This is a genomic window from Kitasatospora sp. NPDC002040 (assembly GCF_040296785.1).
In the GTDB taxonomy this organism is placed as follows: Bacteria; Actinomycetota; Actinomycetes; order Streptomycetales; family Streptomycetaceae; genus Kitasatospora.
Window position 1 is genome coordinate 316,574 of sequence record NZ_JBEOXV010000004.1, and the last position, 16,327, is coordinate 332,900.

Below are 16,327 nucleotides of genomic sequence, written 5' to 3' on the forward strand. Positions count from 1 at the left end.
TCCGATCGAAGTGGTTCCTGCCATCTTCCCACGAGCCCGGACCGACGCGGTGTTCAGCTCTTCCGCTGGACCTTCCGCCGGGCCTTCCACCGGCCCGGGCGGGTGCGGCAGGATCGGTTCCCATGATCTTGGAGAGTGCACTGCTCGACGTCCGCCCCGGCCTGGAGGAGGAGTTCCTGGCCGCCTTCACCGAGGCCCGGCCGCTGATCGCGGTCCAGCGCGGCTTCCGCTCGCTGGAGCTGCGCCGCTGCCTGGACCAGGGGCGCAGCTCGCGCTTCCTGCTCCAGGTGGAGTGGGAGACCCTGGAGGACCACACCGAGGGCTTCCGCGGTTCGGCCGAGTACCAGCAGTGGCGCGAGCTGCTGCACCGCTTCTACGAACCGTTCCCCGAGGTCGAGCACTACGGTCCGGCCGTGCTGACGGCCTAGCCGGTTTGGGCCGGAGCTGCTGCCTTTGGTAGCGTTGGCCGCTGCACCTGGCACCGGCATGCCCTCTCAGCCTGTCGCGCCCGGTGCGACCCGTTCAATATCTCGACTCAAGACTGAGGCTATTTCGTGGCGAACATCAAGTCCCAGATCAAGCGCAACAAGACCAACGAGAAGGCGCGCCTGCGCAACAAGGCCGTCAAGTCCTCGCTGAAGACCGCTCTGCGCAAGGCCCGCGAGGCCGCCGCTACCGGCGACACCGCGAAGGCCGCCGAGCTCGCCCGGGCCGCCTCCAAGGCGCTCGACAAGGCCGCGAGCAAGGGCATCATCCACAAGAACCAGGCCGCCAACAAGAAGTCCGCGATCACCAAGCGCGTCGCGGCCTGACGTTCGGCTCTCCGGTCGACGGGCACGGCGGCCCTCTACCCGCCTCCGACGACCAACCCCTCACGTCAACTTTCCGGCCCTCTACCCGGAACACGTGAGGCGTAACAGCAACTCCGTACCGCACGCGGCCTGCGTTCGCCACGCGGGTGCGGTACACGACAGGCGTCGTAGCTCCGGCTACGGCGCCTGTCGGCGTCTGCGGGGGCGTTTTGAGCCGCGCCCTCACGCTCTGCCACCTTGCGTTCACCGATAGGGTTCGCTCCGACGTGGCCAGCACGCATCCCGGTTGGGGGCTCATCAGATGTCGCATCAGCTGCCGACACCGACGGACGCCGGTCCTGCGTTCCCGCCGCTCCCGACACCGCAGCCCTACGGACCACCGCCCCGGGCGGCCCGCCGGCCCCGGCGCCGTCCGCTGCTCTGGGGCGCGCTGAGCGCACTGCTGACCTCGGCGATCTGGGCCGTCGCGGTGCTGACCGTGCCCGGCCTGGTGACCCTGCCGGAGCGGCGCTCCCCCGACATGGGCAGCTACCGGGTGGTCGACGACCTGTGCACCACGGCCAAGCTGAACCGCTTCACCCAGCTCTACCCCGCCCAGTCCGGCACGCCGTACCACTACTCGACCCGGCACGCGGCGCTGGACGACATGTACTGCAGCAAGTACCTGAAGAAGAGCACCGGGGAGACCGAGTACTCCTCGCTCTACATGCAGGCCCAGCTGCACCGGCAGACCGATCCCCGGGGCGAGTTCGAGGCCCAGCAGTCCGGGCTGCGGCAGCGGAAGTACCTGATCACCGAGGTCCCCGAACTGGGCGACCAGGCGTACGTCGGCTACCTGGACGACCGGAGCAGCTCGGACCGGACCTGGCACTACCTCACCCAGGTGCTGTACGTCCGGGACGGCGGCCTGACGTACTACCTGAGCTGGTCCGGCTCCTACCAGGAGGGCAAGGCCGTCGCCCCCGACCGGGAGACCATCCGGCAGGCGCTGCTGATGGACAGTCGGGACGTGCTCCGCGCACTGGCCGAGAGCTGACCCGCCCTCGGCTGCGGGGACCAGGGCTGCAGCATCGAGCCGCGGTCGGCCCCGTCAGTACGGGCGGGCGCCCGCACGGGAGGCCTTGGCGACGGCGACGACGGCTCGCTCGAGGGCGTAGGCCGGGTCGTCGGAACCGCCCTTGACGGCGGCGTCGGCCTGCGCGATGGCGGTCAGGGCGGCGGCCACCCCGTCGCCCGTCCAGCCGCGCATCTGCTGCCGGACCCGGTCCACCTTCCACGGCGGCATGCCCAACTCCCGGGCCAGGTCGCCGGGCCGCATGTTCCGGCCCGCGCTGGCCAGGCGGCCGATGCTGCGGACGCCGGAGGCCAGGGCGTAGGTGATGCCGGTCGGCGGCTGGCCGACCGCCAGGGCCCAGCGCAGCCGCTCCAGCGCCTCGGCGGCCCGGCCGGTGACGGCCAGGTCGGCCACCTCGAAGCCGGTCGCCTCGGCGCGGCCGCTGTAGTAGCGGGCCACCACGGTCTCGTCGATCGTGCCCTCGACGTCGGCGGTCAACTGGCTGCAGGCGGCGGCCAGCTCGCGCAGGTCGCTGCCGAGCGCGTCCAGCAGGGCCTGGCAGGCCTCCGGGGTGGCGGTGCGGCCGAGGGTGCGGAACTCGCCCTTGACGAAGGCCAGTTTCTCGGCCGCCTTGGCCAGCTTGGGGCAGGCCACCTCGCGGCCGCCGAGCTTGCGCCCGGCGTCCAGCAGGCCCTTGCCCTTGGCCCCGCCCGCGTGCACCAGCACCACGATGACCTCCTCGACCGGTGCGTCGAGGTAGGCCTTGAGCTCCTTGACCGAATCCGCCGCGAGGTCCTGGGCGGCCCGGACCACGATCACCTTGCGCTCGGCGAAGAGCGAGGGAGTGGTCAACTCGGCCAGGCTGCCCGGCTGCAGGGCGCCGGGGGCGAGGTCGCGCACGTCGGTGTCCGGATCGGCGGCCCGGGCGGCGGTCACCACCGCCGCGACCGCGCGGTCGAGCAGCAGCTCCTCCTGGCCGACCACCAGGGTCAGCGGGGCGAGCAGGTCGTCGGGTGCACTCTTCCTGGCCATCGCCTACCAGGATCGCACGTGCCGCCGACAGCACCCCGCAGCCCGTGGACAATGGTGTCCGTGACCATGAACCTCACCCGCCAACTGCTCGTGTTCCCCGACCGTGACGCCGCCGAAGAGGTGGCGGAGGAGCTGTCCGCCCGCTGGCCGGAGCTGGACGAGATCGAACTCGTCCGGGACTCCCTGGCCGGGGAGGACGATGCCGAGGACGCCCAGTGGCTGGTGGTGCTGGAGGCCCCCGAGGACGGCGGCTGGACGCCCGAGCGCCTGACCGCCCTGGACCGGCTGAGCGCGGAGCAGGACGGCTGGCGCGAGGAGGGCTGACCGCGACCCGCGGGCCCCGCTTCTCCTCGTCCGGGGACCGCGCGCCGGGTCTCCTCGTTCGGGGCCCGCGCGTCGGGTGGGATCGGCAATCCCTGGCTGAGCGTCAGTTCCTGAGGGATCATGATCCGCATGGACATGGACCGCCCCGAACTCGCCGACTTCCTCCGCCGTTCCCGGGAGCGGATCAGCCCCCGCGACGTCGGCCTGCCGGCCGGGGCCCGACGGCGGACGCCCGGGCTGCGGCGCGAGGAGGTGGTCCAGCTGGCCGGGATGTCGGCGGACTACTACATCCGGCTGGAGCAGGGCCGGAGCCCGCAGCCCTCACCGCAGATCCTCTCCTCGCTGGCCCGCGCCCTGCGGCTGAGCGAGGACGAGCGGGACCACCTCTACCTGCTGGCCGGCCACCGCCCGCCGGCCGGGCGGCAGGTCGGCGGCCACATCGAGCCCGGGCTGCTCTACCTGCTCGACCAGCTCAAGGAGACCCCGGCCCAGCTGATCACCGACCTCGGCGACCTGCTGGCCCAGAACGACATGGCCACCGCCCTGTTCGGCAGCGTCTGCTCGATCCGGGAGAGCGACCGCAATATCGTCCGGCGCTGGTTCACCGACCCCGGTCTGCGCGAGGCGTACCCCGCCGAGGAGCACGACCGGATCAGCCGGGTCCACGTCGCCGATCTCCGGGCGGCCGTGGCCCGGCGCGGTGCTGACGCGGCGTCGACCGAGCTGGTGCAGCAGCTCTCCGAGGCCAGCGAGGAGTTCCGCACCCTGTGGGAGCTGCACGAGGTGGCCGTCCGCCGGACCAGCCGGATGCGGGTCGACCACCCCACCGTCGGCCCGATCAACCTGGACTGCCAGATCCTGGCCACCCCGGCCGAGGACCAGCGGCTGCTGATCTTCACCCCGCCCCCGGGCACCCCGGACATCAACCACCTGGAACTGCTCCGAGTGGTCGGCAACGAGCAGTTCACCCCCGCGGCCGACTGACCGACCGTCCTACCGCCGGTCACCGCCGGTCACCGGCGCCCTGGGTGACGGCGTGCAGGGTCGCCGGGGTGCCGAGGACGGCGACCGCGCCGGACTCGTCGGTGCGCAGGACGGTGGCGCCGAGCGCGCGCAGTCGGCCGATGGTGACCGGGGACGGGTGGCCGTAGGGGTTGCCGGAGCCGCAGGAGATCAGCGCCAGGCGGGGGTTGAGGACGCCGGTGAGTTCCTGGTCCTGCTGGGCGGAGCCGTGGTGGGCGACCTTGAGCACGTCGACCCGGGCCGGCAGCGGGCCCGGGTCCGGGTCCGATCCCGGATGCGGGTGCGGGCGGTCCCGCAGGGCGGCCTGGGCGGGTGGTTCGAGGTCGCCGAGCAGGGCGATCCGCAGCGCGTCAGGCGGGCGGCCGACGGTCGCGACCATGGCAATGCTGGCGTTGTTGGCCCCCGACGCGACCGGGTCGAGCGGGTCGGTGGGCCAGAGCAGGTACCAGGACAGCTCGGGGCCCGCGCTGCGCCGCTCGTCCTGCCGGGCCGGGAGCACCGGGACCTTGGCAGCGGCGGCCCAGGCCAGCACCCGGGCCCGCTCGCCCGGCGGAGTGTCGAGGGTGGTGACCTGGACGGCTCCGACCGCCCGGCCGCTCAGGACACCGGGCAGCCCCTCGACGTGGTCGGCGTGGTAGTGGCTCAGGATCACCAACGGCACGGTGGTGATGCCCAGTTCGCGCAGGCAGCGGTCGGCGGCGAGCGGGTCGGGGCCGGTGTCAACCACGATCGCGCTGCCCGACGGGGAGCCGAGCGGGAGCACGGCCATGTCGCCCTGGCCCACGTCGCACAGCACGAACCGCCAGCCGGGCGGCGGCCAGCCGGTGGCGAGCCGGACGAGCGGAGCCGGACGGAGCACCGCGAGCAGCAGGGCCAGCGCGAGGACGGCGGCGAGGACCGCCCGCAGGCGGCTCGCGGCCCGGAACGGCCGGGTGGACCAGGCCAGCGCGAGGGTGGCGAGGGCCAGCAGCGCAGCCCCGAACACCCCTCCCGGCCAGGCGAGTTGGGCACCGGGAAGAGCGGCGCCGTGCCGGGCGACGGCGGCCAGCCAGCCGGTCGGGACGGCCGCGAGGTCGGCCAGCAGCCGGGCGGCGGGGCGGGAGAGCGGATCGGCGACGAGGACGGCGAAGCCGAGCAGGGTGGCCGGGGCGACGGCCGCCTCGGCGAGCAGGTTGCAGGGGATGGCGACCAGGCTGACCCGGGGCGCCAGCAGGATGGTGGCGGGAGCGCAGAGCGCCTGCGCGGCGGCGGTGGCGCCGACCGCGGCCGCCAGGTACTCGGGCCAGCCCCGGGCACGCAGCGCGGCGGACCAGCGCGGCCCGAGGGTGAGCAGACCGGTGGTGGCGAGGACGGAGAACAGGAAGCCGAACGACCGGGCCAGGTAGGGGTCGAAGAGGAGCAGCAGCAGGACGGCCGAGCAGAGCGCGGGCAGCGCCTGCCGGGGGCGTCCGGTGGCCAGCGCGAACAGGCTGACCAGCCCCGTGGCGGCGGCCCGCAGCACACTGGGCTCCGGTCGGCAGACGGTGACGAACGCCACCGTGAGGGCGGCGCCGACCAGGGCGGTGGTGCGCAGCGGCAGGCCGAGCAGCCCGGCCAGGCCGCCCCTGGCGGACCCGCCGGCCCGGGTGGAGGTGTCGGCTCGGGTGGAGGTGCCGATCAGGACGGCCAGCACGATGGCCAGGTTGGCCCCGGAGACCGCGGTCAGGTGTCCGAGGTCGGTGGCTCGGAAGGCCTCGGCGAGATCCGGCGGCAGGCGGGTGGTGTCGCCGACCACCAGGCCGGGCAGCAGCCCCCGGGGGTCGGTCGGGAGGTGGTCGGTGGCGGCCCGCAGCCCGGCCCGCAACCGGGCGGCCAACTGCTGGGCCCGGCCTGGTGGTTCGACGATCCGAGGTGGCCCCTGGGCCAGCAGTGCGGCGGCGGTGCTGCGGTACTCCTCGGTGGCGGGCAGCAGCCGGACGTCCGCCTGCAGGCGGGTGGACGGGATCAACTCCCGCCAGGTGCCGACGTCCTGGGCCCGGACGACCACGGTGACGGGCGTGCTGGTCCGGGCGGTCGGACCTCCGGCGGCCGGGCCGACCCGGTCGGCGGTGGCGGCGAGGGTGAGCATGGACTGCCCGGGTGCGGTGCCCCGGGCGTGCGAGGTACGGGGTTTGGGGTCGCCGGTGACGGTGAGTTCGACGGTCAGCGGGGGCGGGGCGTCGGACCGGGCGAGCGCGGGGATCGGGCCCCGGTGCAGGTCGGCGGTGTGCAGGGTGGTGACGGCCGCTGCGGCGGCTGCAGCCAGCAGAGTGGCGGCGAGCAGGCCCGAGGTGGCGGCAGGACGGCGGAGCAGGAGCAGGGCGGCCAGGGCGAGTACGGCCGCCGCGACCAGGAGCAGCGGCCGGTGCTGCGGGCCCAGGCCCAGCACGCCGGCGGTCACCGCCCAGACCACGGCGGTGGGCAACGGCAGCCGGAGGTCGGACGGCTCGGACAGCTCGGGCGGGCGAGATGTCACAGCGTCAGCAGAGCGCGGAGGTCGGCGTACTTGCGGTCCCCGATGCCGCTGATCTGGCGGAGCTGGTCGAGGGAGCGGAACGGGCCGTGGTCCTGGCGGTGCTGCAGGATGCGCTGGGCCAGGGTCGGGCCCACCCCGGGGAGGGCTGTCGGACAGCGAAAGAGATTTCGTATACGCGGCGAACTTTTCGCCAATGCTTCGTCTGCGCGCTCAACATTTCGCATATCACCTATAGCGACGGATAACTGTAGGATCAGCTCTAGCTTGGGATGATGGAGGCATAGGCAGTGCCATCAGGGATGCAGTACGGCGGAAATCACGAAACTCCGCCCCGCAGGATGTCGTCTGTCCCAGTACTGATGAATGGAGAGGCGTTGGTTTCGTGGATCACGCGTATCGCCCAATCCATGGATCTTCCAAGGCAGCTAACGCTCGACCGCCTCGGCCTCATGAAGCGGAGAAGCCTAACGGACTTTTGCGGACTAATGACTGGCATCTCTGAACACGAGCTGATGTCCATCGAAGCCGCTACTGGGGTTCCAGCTGATGTGCTCGCACTGAGGACCCAGGCGCTGTTAGTCGAACGGGTACCGGTACCCAGCGCACATAACGTGCCCCGCTATTTCCGCGCGCAACGCGCTATTCCGTGCTGCCCTCGCTGCCTCAAGGAATCCGGAGGCATTACCAGAATGTCATGGTACCTGCCATGGTCCGTCTTGTGCCCGAAGCACTTCTGCTACCTCGTCCACCAGTGCCCCAAGTGCCAGTCGCCCTACCGCTCGTACGTCCCGGACAATGACTGGAGGTGCCCTGGCGACCCGAACCGCAGCGCTTGGTGCGGCTTTCCTCTGTCCGAGGCGAGCACGATCCCCGTGCTCGACCAGGGCCTTGTCGCACTCCAACAAAGTCTCGACTCCCTGATCACTGAGGAGGCCGTAGATCTGAACGGGGGAGCAGAGCTGCGACTCGTCGATCTGTATGCGCTGTTGCTCATTACTGGAGCCTTCGCACGGCCGGAGGATCTAAAACAGGCCGATCCTCACATTGCCGTGGCGCTCACTGAATACACGAAGGTGACACACCCCAGAGGTTCTGCCCGCTTTCCAAAAAAGCTTCCAGACCCGACAGTCGTCGCGGCCCTCCTCAAACTTGCCGAGCCAATGCTATTCGTATGCAATCCAGAACTAGCGACTCACATTCAGCTGCCGGCAGCGAATTCGAGGATCCCACTCTCGGCATGGCACACCAGCATTCTGCGCAGCACAAGTTGGCATCTCGCGCCGCTCATCACCAGAGTCGTCGGTTCAGATTCCCGCTACCAAAACCTCTGATGATCTCACCCTCACGCCTCCAAGTAAGCCTGCTACCTCGTGAGCGCTCAAATCACTCCCGAAAGACTTCCGCGACGTCGACACGGCGACCTTCAAGCCTCGCTTGAATGAGGTTTTCCCTAGGGCCATGCCGGATAATCAGAATACCGAGGCGGAAAGCCTCTGGCGGATGCTCCAGAATGCGGAACGCCACCACCAGGTCCTTCCACCGCTTTGTCGCCGCCGTCCAGATCCCGCGTCGCCGAAAGCGCCCTGCAGACTGTCATCAGCCAACGCGACCGCGTCACCGCGCACTTCCTGCGCGTACACGAACAGCATTTTCACCAGCGTGCCCATCGACACCAGCACCGAGGGCCTCGACATCCAGGCCCTAAGGGGATGGTGGAAGCTGTGAGCGCCCCCGCCCCACCATGGCGGTCAAGGCATGGGCCGCAGTCGGCGCAGTGAGCGTCGCCGCCCTGACCAGTGGCTGCTCGCCCTGATCGGCGTCGCCGGCCACACCCCGCCCACCGCAACGACGGCTTCGCCACCACCGCGTCCCCCCACTGACCCAGACGCCTCATCGCACTCAGCGACGCGGTCTGCGCCCTCAACCCCATCTACGGCCAAGTCATGACCGTCGCCGCCCTCGACACCCTCCTCACTCACTGCGACACCGCATCGGACGCGCCTTCCAACACCGCGCCGCGGCTGTGGCCAGAGGCCCTTGACCCTCAACACTGCCGCAGACCGCACCTACCTCGGCACACTGACCGCCCGCATGCCCGCCCCTAGCCTCCGAGGTGTTCGCGCGCTTCGCCAAGACGATGAACTCGCTCACCGGGCACCCTCGCCGCACCACCCATCCTGCTTCGTCCCGCCCGACTCGCACGCCAGCCCCGCAGCCTCCACCCACCTGACCACGCCCCGAACTGCTGGCGGCTGACGGACACCGACATCAAGACCTTCAGCCAGCCACCCGGGCACTGGTATAGTGCTGCGCCCCTGCCACGGCGGGGATCGCCCGTTTGGCAACATTGCTGGGGCTCAACCCCCGCCACAGCGGGGACCAACAACGAGGAGCCTCGACAAGCGGCCGCTAGCATCTTCCGGAAATGCGTGATGCCCCTGCCAGACCTATGAGGTCTGGCAGGGGAATCACGCATGTCCGGAAGTCTCCTCACCAGCCCACCGTGGCTGCGGGACTCCCAGGGGGTTGATCCCGCAGACCTGGAGAGCGCTTCTTCAGGGTCCCAAGAGCTAGACGACTGGGTCTTTGTAGCTGCGTTCCGCACCTGCAAATCGCGGTACGGTAAATCAGTACCAATAGTGGACCCATAGCCCGGCAAGGCCCAAGTGTCCACCCGCAGACAGCCAGGGAGGCCCCGTGAGTGCTCAGACCGTCGAGCAGTTCCCGCCGGGACCGATGACCATCCGCCAACTGCGCACCGCACTCTCCGGCGACGAGCTCGACCGATTTGAGAACGGCCTCGCCGACGCACCCCCCTCAGACCTGGCAGACTTCGTCGCGGGGTGGCAACGGTCTTTGGTGCTACGCCACGTGCCGGGGGTCGAGGAGGCGTTCGAACAAGCCTTCACGGGACCGGGCATGGACCTGGAGGAGCTGTACGCGCTGGGGGAGTGAATGACCGGACCGAAGCCGATCACCGTGCGCGCCGAGAAGTCGGCCATCGCTGGGTATGTGGGACTCAGCGAGGAGCAACGGCGCCGCTTCAAGGACTGCGCCGCCGGAATCGAGCGTGACCGCGAGCTGGGCAAGCCCTACCACGGTGACGTCAACCGGCGGATGGTCAGCGTCCCTGGTGACGAGCTCGACCCCGCGTTCGACCTGATGTACGTCATCGGGCAGGACGCCGAGGGCAAGGACGAGGCCCGTATCGTCTTCGTCTTCCCAACACTGCGGTCCTACTAGTCCGAAATACAGCGGCCTTCTCGTCGCCCCGCACGACGACACCAACGGCCCGGCCTCCGCACAGGAGATGCCGGGCCGTCGTGCGTCCGCGAGGAGGCCTTCAGAGAGCACTCTCGATGCGCTCGAAGATGTCGGAGTCCGTCTCACGATGCCACTCCGGCAAGTCGTCCCAGTCCGCGACGTAGCTGGGCTTCGGGGCGTCAAAGTGCTTGTGGATCTGGGCAATCCAGCACAGGGCGACGAACTTCCCCTTCTGCTCGCGGGAGAGCTTGGCCGTCGCGCCGGCCGACAGCCGCACAAACTCCGCGACCTGCTCGTGCACGGCTGCCGCAGACTGCCGCTCCCACTCCGGCGAGTCCGCCCACTGTGCGACGTAGGAGGCCTTGGGCTCGCCCGGGAAGTGCTTGCGCACCCCCTCAACCCACACCTCATGGAAGAACTCGCCGGGCTCCAGCGTGCTGTCCGTCATCATGCTCCCCTTCGCGTGATCTGCTCGTGCAAGTCCGAGACTCGCGGGTCGCCCAGGAACGGCGCAAGGGGCCCGCGCAGCAAGTCCAGCCGACGCACGATGTACCCGGACCCGGTCTGCTCCGCCAGCTCCAGCGCGGCCCCGCTATAGTGCACGACTCGGTCGATGTCCCGGTGTCGGGCGCCGAGTTCGGCAAGGCCCGCGAGGACCGCGCCCTGGCGGCGCGCGGACAGGCCCTGCCGGACGGCCGTGGCGAGGTAGCGCTCGGCCGCTTCCGCCTGGCCGAGCGCGAGGTAGCAAGCTCCGCGCTGCTCACCCAGGCGCGAACCGTCGAACCGCAGCCAGCCTCCGTTGTGCAACTCGCCGGTGAGGTTGCTGACTTGCTCCGCCTTGACGAGTGCCCGGGCACAGCCGTCGGCGTCGCCTGTGCGGGCAAGTGCTTCGGCCTGCACGGACGCCACCCAGTAGCGTGTGGACAGCCGGGGGTCACCCCGCTCAGCGATCCGGGCCGCGGCCTCCAGCAGCGGTACCGCAGCGGCCGGCTTCCTGTCGTAGAGCGAGGTGAACGCGTGGCGGGTGAGCGCGCAGGCCCACATGTCGTAGTGCCCAGCCTCGCGGGCGGCGGAGGCGGCCAGGGTGTAGCACTGGGCAGCGTCGTGGTAGCGATTGGCGTCGAACGCGATCTCGCCGGCGAGCTGGTAGAGGTCGGCGACCTGTGTGCACAGACGCAGCCGTTCGCTTTCACTACCGGCGTCGGTCAGCGCCGCGGCAGCGAGGGCGAGTTGGTGGCGCACGAGAGGGGCAGCATCGCGCTTGTTCTCGGCGAGGCGGTAGGCCTGCCACAGGACGCGGCCTGCCCCGTCTTCGGGGCCGGTGCGTGAGTTGGCCGCAGAGGCCGGCGTGTGCAAGGCGACCAGGGCGCCGGTAGTGGCGATCAGTGCGAGCAGTTCACGGCGGAGCATGTCGTCAAGGTCACCATCTGCGAGTAGGGGTGTGGGCTGCACCTTCGCGGTGATGGGCTCCGGCAGAGGTGCGAGGAGGCAGTCCAGCTCTCGGGGGGTTATCTGGAGGAGCCGGGCGATCTTGGGTCGCATGTAGGGCTGCGGACAGACCTTCCCGGCCTCCCAGCGCACCACGGTAGAGGCAGCGACCCCGACCGCCTCGGCGAAACTCTCCTGGCTGTACCCCAGTGAGATCCGCCGTCCCGCTAGTTGATCACGCCTTAACGGCATGGCTCCCCCGGGCTCGGAAATCGAAACCCCAGGTCAAGCCCGGCAGTGCTTGGGAGTTGCCTGGAGACCGCTCGAACTCTGCTCTGGGAGACGGTAGCTGACGGTGTCTTACTGGTCACGCCATCTGCGGGGAATGGCCCCAAAAGGGGCTTGGGCCTTGCGGGCGGCACCGCTCCCCGCTCCAAGGAGGACCACGTGCAGCCCAACGCCGACCGGCGAACACGGGAGGAGCTCACGCACCGCACCGGCGGCTCTCCTCCGTCCCCCGTTACGGTGTTCGCGCCCAACACCTCCCGGGCCGCAACCTGGGCCTGGGTCCCCGCAGCGATCGCCGACAAACGCTGCTGCGCCCGGTCCGGAAGAGGCCGGTGAAGACCGCCGTCGGGGAGCCGACGGCGTCCGTGACCACCCACGCGATGGCCTGTCTCCCCTACCTTCCTGAGTCCGTCCCCGCCGCCCGCCGCCTGGTCCGCGAGAAGCTCACCGAGTGGCGCATGCACCAGTTGCTGGACGACGCCGAGCTGATCATGACCGAGCTGGCGTCCAACGCGGTCCGCACGGGCTGCCTGACCCGGATGAGAGTCAGGGTCCAGTGGATTACCCGAACCTGCGTACGAATCTCCGTGCGCGACGGCTCCCGCACGATGCCCGTACTGCTCCGGGCCACCGAGAGCGCGGAGTGCCACCGTGGCGTCGCCTTAGTCCACACCCTCACCAAGGGCCAGTGGGGGGTCACCTTGGATCCATACGGCAAGACCGTCCACGCCGACCTGCGCCTGGACAACACGCCGCCCATGCCCGGTGACAATCCCGCACACCCCTAGTACCGGACACCTCCCCCGCTTACCCCTCCCTCCCAGGAGGGGTAGGCACGCACCACTCGAACCGTCACGAAGCCGATCGAGAGGAGCACCACCATGACCACCATGCCCGAGCTCGCCACCGCTGCCCAACTCGGCCCGGAGTCCAGCCTGCTGCGCATCCGCCCGGCGGTGCGCGGCTTCCTGGAGAGACCGGTCCTGACCCCCGCCGACCTGTCGATGGTGCTACTCGTGCGAGCCGACGGCGCGTCCGGCGAGCTGCCGATGAGCACCGTCACCATCGCCGAGATCCCCTCCACTGTCCGCGAAATGACGAGAACAGGCATCCGCTCGGTGAAGCTCTTCGCTGGCAGCCAGCAGCGCGACGACCGAGCCTTGGGCGGCACCAGGCCCGGCAGCCTGATGGCGCAGGCGATCGACGCAGTGAAGTCCACCAACGACTCGGTGGCGGTGATGACCGAGACATGCCTTTGCTCGCACACGCTCTCCGGGCACTGCTTCCTAGCGGGCACAGACGGCGCAATCGACCTGACGGGCACCGCAGAGACGATGGCCGCCCAGGCCCTTGTGCACGCCGCAGCGGGAGCGGACATCGTCGGGCCGGCGTCGATGGTGAACGGCATGTCAGGCGTCGTGCGCCGCGCGCTAGACACCAGCGGGCACCGGGGCGTGGCGATCATGCCGCACCTGATCTTCGACTCCGCGTTCTACACCGGGTACCGGGCGACCATGAAGGCGACCCCGGCCTCGGGTGAGCACCGGCCCTACCAGGTCCACCCGGCGCGGCCAGACCAGGCAGTAGAGTGCGGACTCGGGTTCCTCGCGGACGGCGCGGACATGCTGCTACTGGAGCCCGGCCTGACGAGCGTGGATGTGCTGATCCGCCTCAAACAGGTGACCGCAGCGCCGCTGATGCCGTTCTCCGTCTCCGGTGAGTACACCGCGCTGGCACCCGTGGGCGGCGGCGGCCAGCGGGACCTGCGCCCGCTGGCCGAAACCTTCACCATGCTCAAGCGCTCCGGCGCGGACCACATCATCACCTACGCGGCGGTGGAACTGGCCCGCACCCTCGGCTAGCAGCCGACCTGCGCCGTCGGCCTGATCTGAGCCAGGATCTCCTCCACACCCTGGCTCAGCAGGTCGGCGGCGACCGTGCGTCCGAGGCCCTCCGGGTCCGTCACCGTTCCGCTTGCCGTGGCAGTGATCTGCCGGGAGCCGTCCAGCGTGGTGACCTGCCCAAGCAGGGTGAGCACCCCGCCGCCGGGAGTGGTCGCCCATGTGCCGACCGGAACTGAGCAGCCGCCGTGCAGCTCAGCCAGCATCGCCCGCTCGGCGAGAACCTGCACCCAGGTGTCGGCACAGCCGGTTCCGGCGAGCACCTCGCGGATCGCAGGGTTGTCCTCTCGGACCTGGATACCCAGCGCTCCCTGACCAGCGGACGGCGGGAACGTCTCCAGCGGCAGCAGCTCGCCAATCGCGTCGTCCAGGCCGAGGCGGCGAAGGCCAGCCGCGGCCAGAATCACCGAATCCAGCGTCCCGCCTCGGGCCCGGATCTTGCCTAGGCGCGGAGGGACGTTCCCGCGGATCGGCACGGGGGTGAGGTCGGGGCGTACGGCGAGGAGCTGAGCGATACGGCGGGCTGCTCCAGTGCCTACTGTCGCCCCCTCGGGAAGGTCAGTCAGAGTGCCCCCGCACAGGGCGTCGCGGGCGTCCTCCCGGGGCGGAGGCGGCAGCAGGATGAGGCCGTCAGGGTTGGCGGTCGGCAGGTCCTTGAGGGAGTGGACGATCAGGTCGACCTCGCCCGCGAGCAGCGCTGTCTCCTGGTTGGTGGAGAACGCGGAGCCGCCTGAGGTCGCCGAGACCGCCGCCAAGCGCGAGGTTCGGTCCTTGTCTCCGCTCTCCAGCAACGGCCGGTGGACGAACTTCACACCGGGGTGGGCGTCGCACAGGGGCGCCAAGAACTCCCTGACCTGCTGCCGCGCGAGCGCCGACGCCCGCGACCCGACGTAAAAGGTGATCATCCATCAACTCCTTTGCCAATAGCGCCCCTTACGGCAGGCTACGCCCTTCCAACGAGTGGTCTTACCAACATCTCGTCGACACGTTCCCGCTGGGGTCGGCGTCCGCCCTGGGTCTCGGCCGAACTAGCTCGGGCACAAAGCGAGGGCAGCCTAGGCTGTCGGGGCCGAGCAGTGCCGTGATCCGGGAGGCCCACTAGTGCGTTTCATTGTCCAGCCTGACCCATGGGGCCCCTCCAAGCCCGGCCCTCGCGCCGCCATCCTCGTGCCGGACACCTGGGACGACTTCGGCTTCAGAACGAGTTACGACCTGTGGTTCCGCCCCACAGAGAACAGCAAGCCGATTGAGGTCGGCCGCGTCAAGATCGCGCTGGCCAGTCAGCAGCCCGGGCCAAGCCCCGTGCCGCACGGTGATTTCCCCAACGGCCTGCCGACTGACGCAGGGCACTGGATCTCCGTCGGCCAGGACGCCCTCTACTACGAGACGCTCAGAGGGTTCGGGCCGGTGGGGCAGGCGATCCTCTGGGGCCTGGGCGATGTCACCACCATGGAGAGCCCCGCGCGCGCGGAGGGGAAACTGGAGGCTTTGGAGAGGTCGAGCGCCGTGTTCCGCAGCTCGCTCCTGCGCAACGTCTCCGTCAGCACGATTCTGCAGCAATGGATGCGCATCGCCACTGGGGGCCCGCGGGTAACTGAGTACCAGTTCAGCTACCACTTTCCTCAAGCGGCCGGCGAGATTGCCCATCCCCCACTGGAGTTCGAGGTCCGTCCCACATCCGTACCCTCCAGCAACATCCACGTACTCATCGGCCCCAACGGGGTTGGGAAAACGACGCTCCTGCGCTCACTGGCGACGGCTGCGGTACACCCGAGCCGCATGCCGGTGCTCACAGAGGGAAGCATCACCTACAACAACGATGTCGGCTTCGCCAACGTCCTGCTCGTCACGTTCAGCGCATTTGACCCCTTCGTCGGCGTGAACCCCGAGCCCGGGGTCAAGTTCCAGCACGTCGGCCTCACCGCGCACGGAGACGGTAATAATCTGGGCGGCACTCGCGTGTCCCGGTTGAAAGAGCGCGAGGAGTTGGCGAGCGAGTTCAACGATAGCCTCAGATCTATCGCCACCTCCGGGCATTACGGTCAATGGGTCGACACTCTCCGCGCCTTGGCAAGCGATCGCCACTTCAATGCTGCGGTCATTGGCGAGGACTACAGCGACACTCCCCTCGTGCGCAGCCCGATCGAACAGCTCAAGGAGATCGACGGCAAGCTGACCAACCTCGCGGACCGCCCATGGCGTGAAATTTTCATGAGTCTCAGCTCCGGCCATGCCCTGATGCTGCTCACCCTTACCCGGCTCGTAGACTTGGTTGCAGAGAGGACACTCGTGCTCCTCGACGAACCCGAGGCGCATCTTCACCCCCCTCTCCTATCTTCATTCGTCCGCGCCCTGTCCGGGCTTCTGGCCGATCGCAACGGTGTCGCCATCGCAGCGACGCACTCGCCCGTTGTGCTGCAAGAGGTGCCCCGGTCCTGCGCCTACAAGATCCGCCGCTCCCGGGGGCGCGCCCGGCGGCCCAGGATGGAGACGTACGGAGAGAACGTCGGAGTGCTCACCCACGAGATCTTCGGCCTCGAAGTGAGAAAGTCCGGCTTCTACTCCGAGATCGAGAGGGCAGTCGAGCAGCTCAACACATACGAGGAGGTCCTCCTTTCCTTCGGCGGTCAGCTGGGAGACGAGGCCAAGGGCCTGGTCCACGTCCTGTTCGCGGATAAGTGGGCGGAGGGTCGCTGATGTGGCCTTC

Annotated in this window: 18 protein-coding genes; 11 read left to right on the forward strand and 7 right to left on the reverse strand. The window is 69.6% G+C overall.

Going from position 1 to position 16,327, the window contains the following annotated elements; genetic code table 11:
• The first annotated feature begins 122 nt into the window (after positions 1 to 122).
• The 3 genes from ABT118_RS14525 to ABT118_RS14535 all read left to right on the forward strand — a co-directional run bounded on the left by ABT118_RS14525 (position 123) and on the right by ABT118_RS14535 (position 1,848).
• Positions 123 to 428: an antibiotic biosynthesis monooxygenase family protein gene (locus ABT118_RS14525; protein WP_350668396.1), complete on the forward strand. Its 306-nt coding sequence runs from the start codon at positions 123 to 125 to the stop codon at positions 426 to 428.
• A 126-nt stretch (positions 429 to 554) separates the two neighbouring features.
• Positions 555 to 812 carry a 30S ribosomal protein S20 gene (rpsT, locus tag ABT118_RS14530; RefSeq protein ID WP_350668397.1) on the forward strand — a complete coding sequence of 86 codons (258 nt, stop codon included), beginning with the start codon at positions 555 to 557 and terminating at the stop codon, positions 810 to 812.
• Between the two features lie 301 nt (positions 813 to 1,113).
• On the forward strand, positions 1,114 to 1,848 hold the full coding sequence (locus tag ABT118_RS14535) for a hypothetical protein (RefSeq protein WP_350668398.1): 735 nt from the start codon (positions 1,114 to 1,116) through the stop codon (positions 1,846 to 1,848).
• 54 nt (positions 1,849 to 1,902) lie between these two features.
• Here the strand turns inward: ABT118_RS14535 and holA are convergent, their stop codons facing one another.
• Positions 1,903 to 2,898: a DNA polymerase III subunit delta gene (holA, locus tag ABT118_RS14540; protein WP_350668399.1), complete on the reverse strand. Its 996-nt coding sequence runs from the start codon at positions 2,896 to 2,898 to the stop codon at positions 1,903 to 1,905.
• A 66-nt stretch (positions 2,899 to 2,964) separates the two neighbouring features.
• Between holA and ABT118_RS14545 the strand changes: the two genes are divergently transcribed.
• Both ABT118_RS14545 and ABT118_RS14550 read left to right on the forward strand, forming a co-directional pair.
• A complete protein-coding gene (locus tag ABT118_RS14545; protein ID WP_350668575.1) occupies positions 2,965 to 3,222 on the forward strand; it encodes a hypothetical protein in 258 nt (85 codons plus the stop codon).
• A 129-nt stretch (positions 3,223 to 3,351) separates the two neighbouring features.
• Positions 3,352 to 4,206, forward strand: coding sequence for a helix-turn-helix transcriptional regulator (locus ABT118_RS14550; protein ID WP_350668400.1), 855 nt, complete (start codon positions 3,352 to 3,354; stop codon positions 4,204 to 4,206).
• A 19-nt stretch (positions 4,207 to 4,225) separates the two neighbouring features.
• Here the strand turns inward: ABT118_RS14550 and ABT118_RS14555 are convergent, their stop codons facing one another.
• Positions 4,226 to 6,739: a ComEC/Rec2 family competence protein gene (locus ABT118_RS14555; RefSeq protein WP_350668401.1), complete on the reverse strand. Its 2,514-nt coding sequence runs from the start codon at positions 6,737 to 6,739 to the stop codon at positions 4,226 to 4,228.
• Positions 6,736 to 6,873, reverse strand: coding sequence for a ComEA family DNA-binding protein (locus ABT118_RS14560; RefSeq protein WP_350668402.1), 138 nt, complete (start codon positions 6,871 to 6,873; stop codon positions 6,736 to 6,738). The genes ABT118_RS14555 and ABT118_RS14560 overlap by 4 nt, the downstream gene beginning before the upstream one ends.
• Before the next feature lie 225 nt (positions 6,874 to 7,098).
• On the opposite strand from ABT118_RS14560, the gene ABT118_RS32750 reads away from it, so the two are divergent.
• On the forward strand, positions 7,099 to 8,070 hold the full coding sequence (locus ABT118_RS32750) for a TniQ family protein (RefSeq protein WP_502884550.1): 972 nt from the start codon (positions 7,099 to 7,101) through the stop codon (positions 8,068 to 8,070).
• Positions 8,071 to 8,208: 138 nt separating this feature from the next.
• Here ABT118_RS32750 and ABT118_RS14575 read toward each other — a convergent pair whose 3' ends face one another.
• Positions 8,209 to 8,406, reverse strand: a complete 198-nt coding sequence (locus ABT118_RS14575; RefSeq protein ID WP_350668403.1) for a hypothetical protein — start codon at positions 8,404 to 8,406, stop codon at positions 8,209 to 8,211.
• Between the two features lie 1,030 nt (positions 8,407 to 9,436).
• Between ABT118_RS14575 and ABT118_RS14580 the strand changes: the two genes are divergently transcribed.
• On the forward strand, positions 9,437 to 9,694 hold the full coding sequence (locus tag ABT118_RS14580; protein WP_350668404.1) for a hypothetical protein: 258 nt from the start codon (positions 9,437 to 9,439) through the stop codon (positions 9,692 to 9,694).
• Positions 9,695 to 9,982, forward strand: coding sequence for a hypothetical protein (locus ABT118_RS14585; RefSeq protein ID WP_350668405.1), 288 nt, complete (start codon positions 9,695 to 9,697; stop codon positions 9,980 to 9,982).
• Positions 9,983 to 10,082: 100 nt separating this feature from the next.
• Here ABT118_RS14585 and ABT118_RS14590 read toward each other — a convergent pair whose 3' ends face one another.
• Positions 10,083 to 10,451, reverse strand: coding sequence for a hypothetical protein (locus tag ABT118_RS14590; protein ID WP_350668406.1), 369 nt, complete (start codon positions 10,449 to 10,451; stop codon positions 10,083 to 10,085).
• Positions 10,451 to 11,683, reverse strand: a complete 1,233-nt coding sequence (locus ABT118_RS14595) for a helix-turn-helix transcriptional regulator (RefSeq protein ID WP_350668407.1) — start codon at positions 11,681 to 11,683, stop codon at positions 10,451 to 10,453. Before ABT118_RS14595 ends, ABT118_RS14590 begins: the two co-directional genes overlap by 1 nt.
• A gap of 401 nt (positions 11,684 to 12,084) precedes the next feature.
• Between ABT118_RS14595 and ABT118_RS14600 the strand changes: the two genes are divergently transcribed.
• Together ABT118_RS14600 and ABT118_RS14605 are read left to right on the forward strand one after the other, a co-directional pair.
• Positions 12,085 to 12,507 carry an ATP-binding protein gene (locus ABT118_RS14600; RefSeq protein ID WP_350668408.1) on the forward strand — a complete coding sequence of 141 codons (423 nt, stop codon included), beginning with the start codon at positions 12,085 to 12,087 and terminating at the stop codon, positions 12,505 to 12,507.
• Positions 12,508 to 12,600: 93 nt separating this feature from the next.
• Positions 12,601 to 13,581 (forward strand): porphobilinogen synthase, encoded by a 981-nt coding sequence (locus ABT118_RS14605; RefSeq protein ID WP_350668409.1) that lies wholly within the window; start codon positions 12,601 to 12,603, stop codon positions 13,579 to 13,581.
• Here ABT118_RS14605 and hemC read toward each other — a convergent pair.
• Positions 13,578 to 14,525, reverse strand: a complete 948-nt coding sequence (hemC, locus tag ABT118_RS14610; RefSeq protein WP_350668410.1) for a hydroxymethylbilane synthase — start codon at positions 14,523 to 14,525, stop codon at positions 13,578 to 13,580. The genes ABT118_RS14605 and hemC overlap by 4 nt on opposite strands.
• 196 nt (positions 14,526 to 14,721) lie before the next feature.
• On the opposite strand from hemC, the gene ABT118_RS14615 reads away from it, so the two are divergent.
• Positions 14,722 to 16,317 carry an AAA family ATPase gene (locus ABT118_RS14615; protein ID WP_350668412.1) on the forward strand — a complete coding sequence of 532 codons (1,596 nt, stop codon included), beginning with the start codon at positions 14,722 to 14,724 and terminating at the stop codon, positions 16,315 to 16,317.
• Positions 16,318 to 16,327 lie beyond the last annotated feature (10 nt).

Excerpts from the sequence above, each read along its gene's own strand:
- ABT118_RS14525 (WP_350668396.1), top strand. The coding sequence starts at position 123 with ATGATCTTGGAGAGTGCACTGCTCGACGTCCGCCCCGGCCTGGAGGAG.
- ABT118_RS14535 (WP_350668398.1), top strand. The coding sequence starts at position 1,114 with ATGTCGCATCAGCTGCCGACACCGACGGACGCCGGTCCTGCGTTCCCG.
- holA (WP_350668399.1), bottom strand. The coding sequence starts at position 2,898 with ATGGCCAGGAAGAGTGCACCCGACGACCTGCTCGCCCCGCTGACCCTG.
- ABT118_RS14545 (WP_350668575.1), top strand. The coding sequence starts at position 2,965 with ATGAACCTCACCCGCCAACTGCTCGTGTTCCCCGACCGTGACGCCGCC.
- ABT118_RS14550 (WP_350668400.1), top strand. The coding sequence starts at position 3,352 with ATGGACATGGACCGCCCCGAACTCGCCGACTTCCTCCGCCGTTCCCGG.
- ABT118_RS32750 (WP_502884550.1), top strand. The coding sequence starts at position 7,099 with ATGAATGGAGAGGCGTTGGTTTCGTGGATCACGCGTATCGCCCAATCC.
- ABT118_RS14575 (WP_350668403.1), bottom strand. The coding sequence starts at position 8,406 with ATGGGCACGCTGGTGAAAATGCTGTTCGTGTACGCGCAGGAAGTGCGC.
- ABT118_RS14585 (WP_350668405.1), top strand. The coding sequence starts at position 9,695 with ATGACCGGACCGAAGCCGATCACCGTGCGCGCCGAGAAGTCGGCCATC.
- ABT118_RS14590 (WP_350668406.1), bottom strand. The coding sequence starts at position 10,451 with ATGACGGACAGCACGCTGGAGCCCGGCGAGTTCTTCCATGAGGTGTGG.
- ABT118_RS14595 (WP_350668407.1), bottom strand. The coding sequence starts at position 11,683 with ATGCCGTTAAGGCGTGATCAACTAGCGGGACGGCGGATCTCACTGGGG.
- ABT118_RS14605 (WP_350668409.1), top strand. The coding sequence starts at position 12,601 with ATGACCACCATGCCCGAGCTCGCCACCGCTGCCCAACTCGGCCCGGAG.
- hemC (WP_350668410.1), bottom strand. The coding sequence starts at position 14,525 with ATGATCACCTTTTACGTCGGGTCGCGGGCGTCGGCGCTCGCGCGGCAG.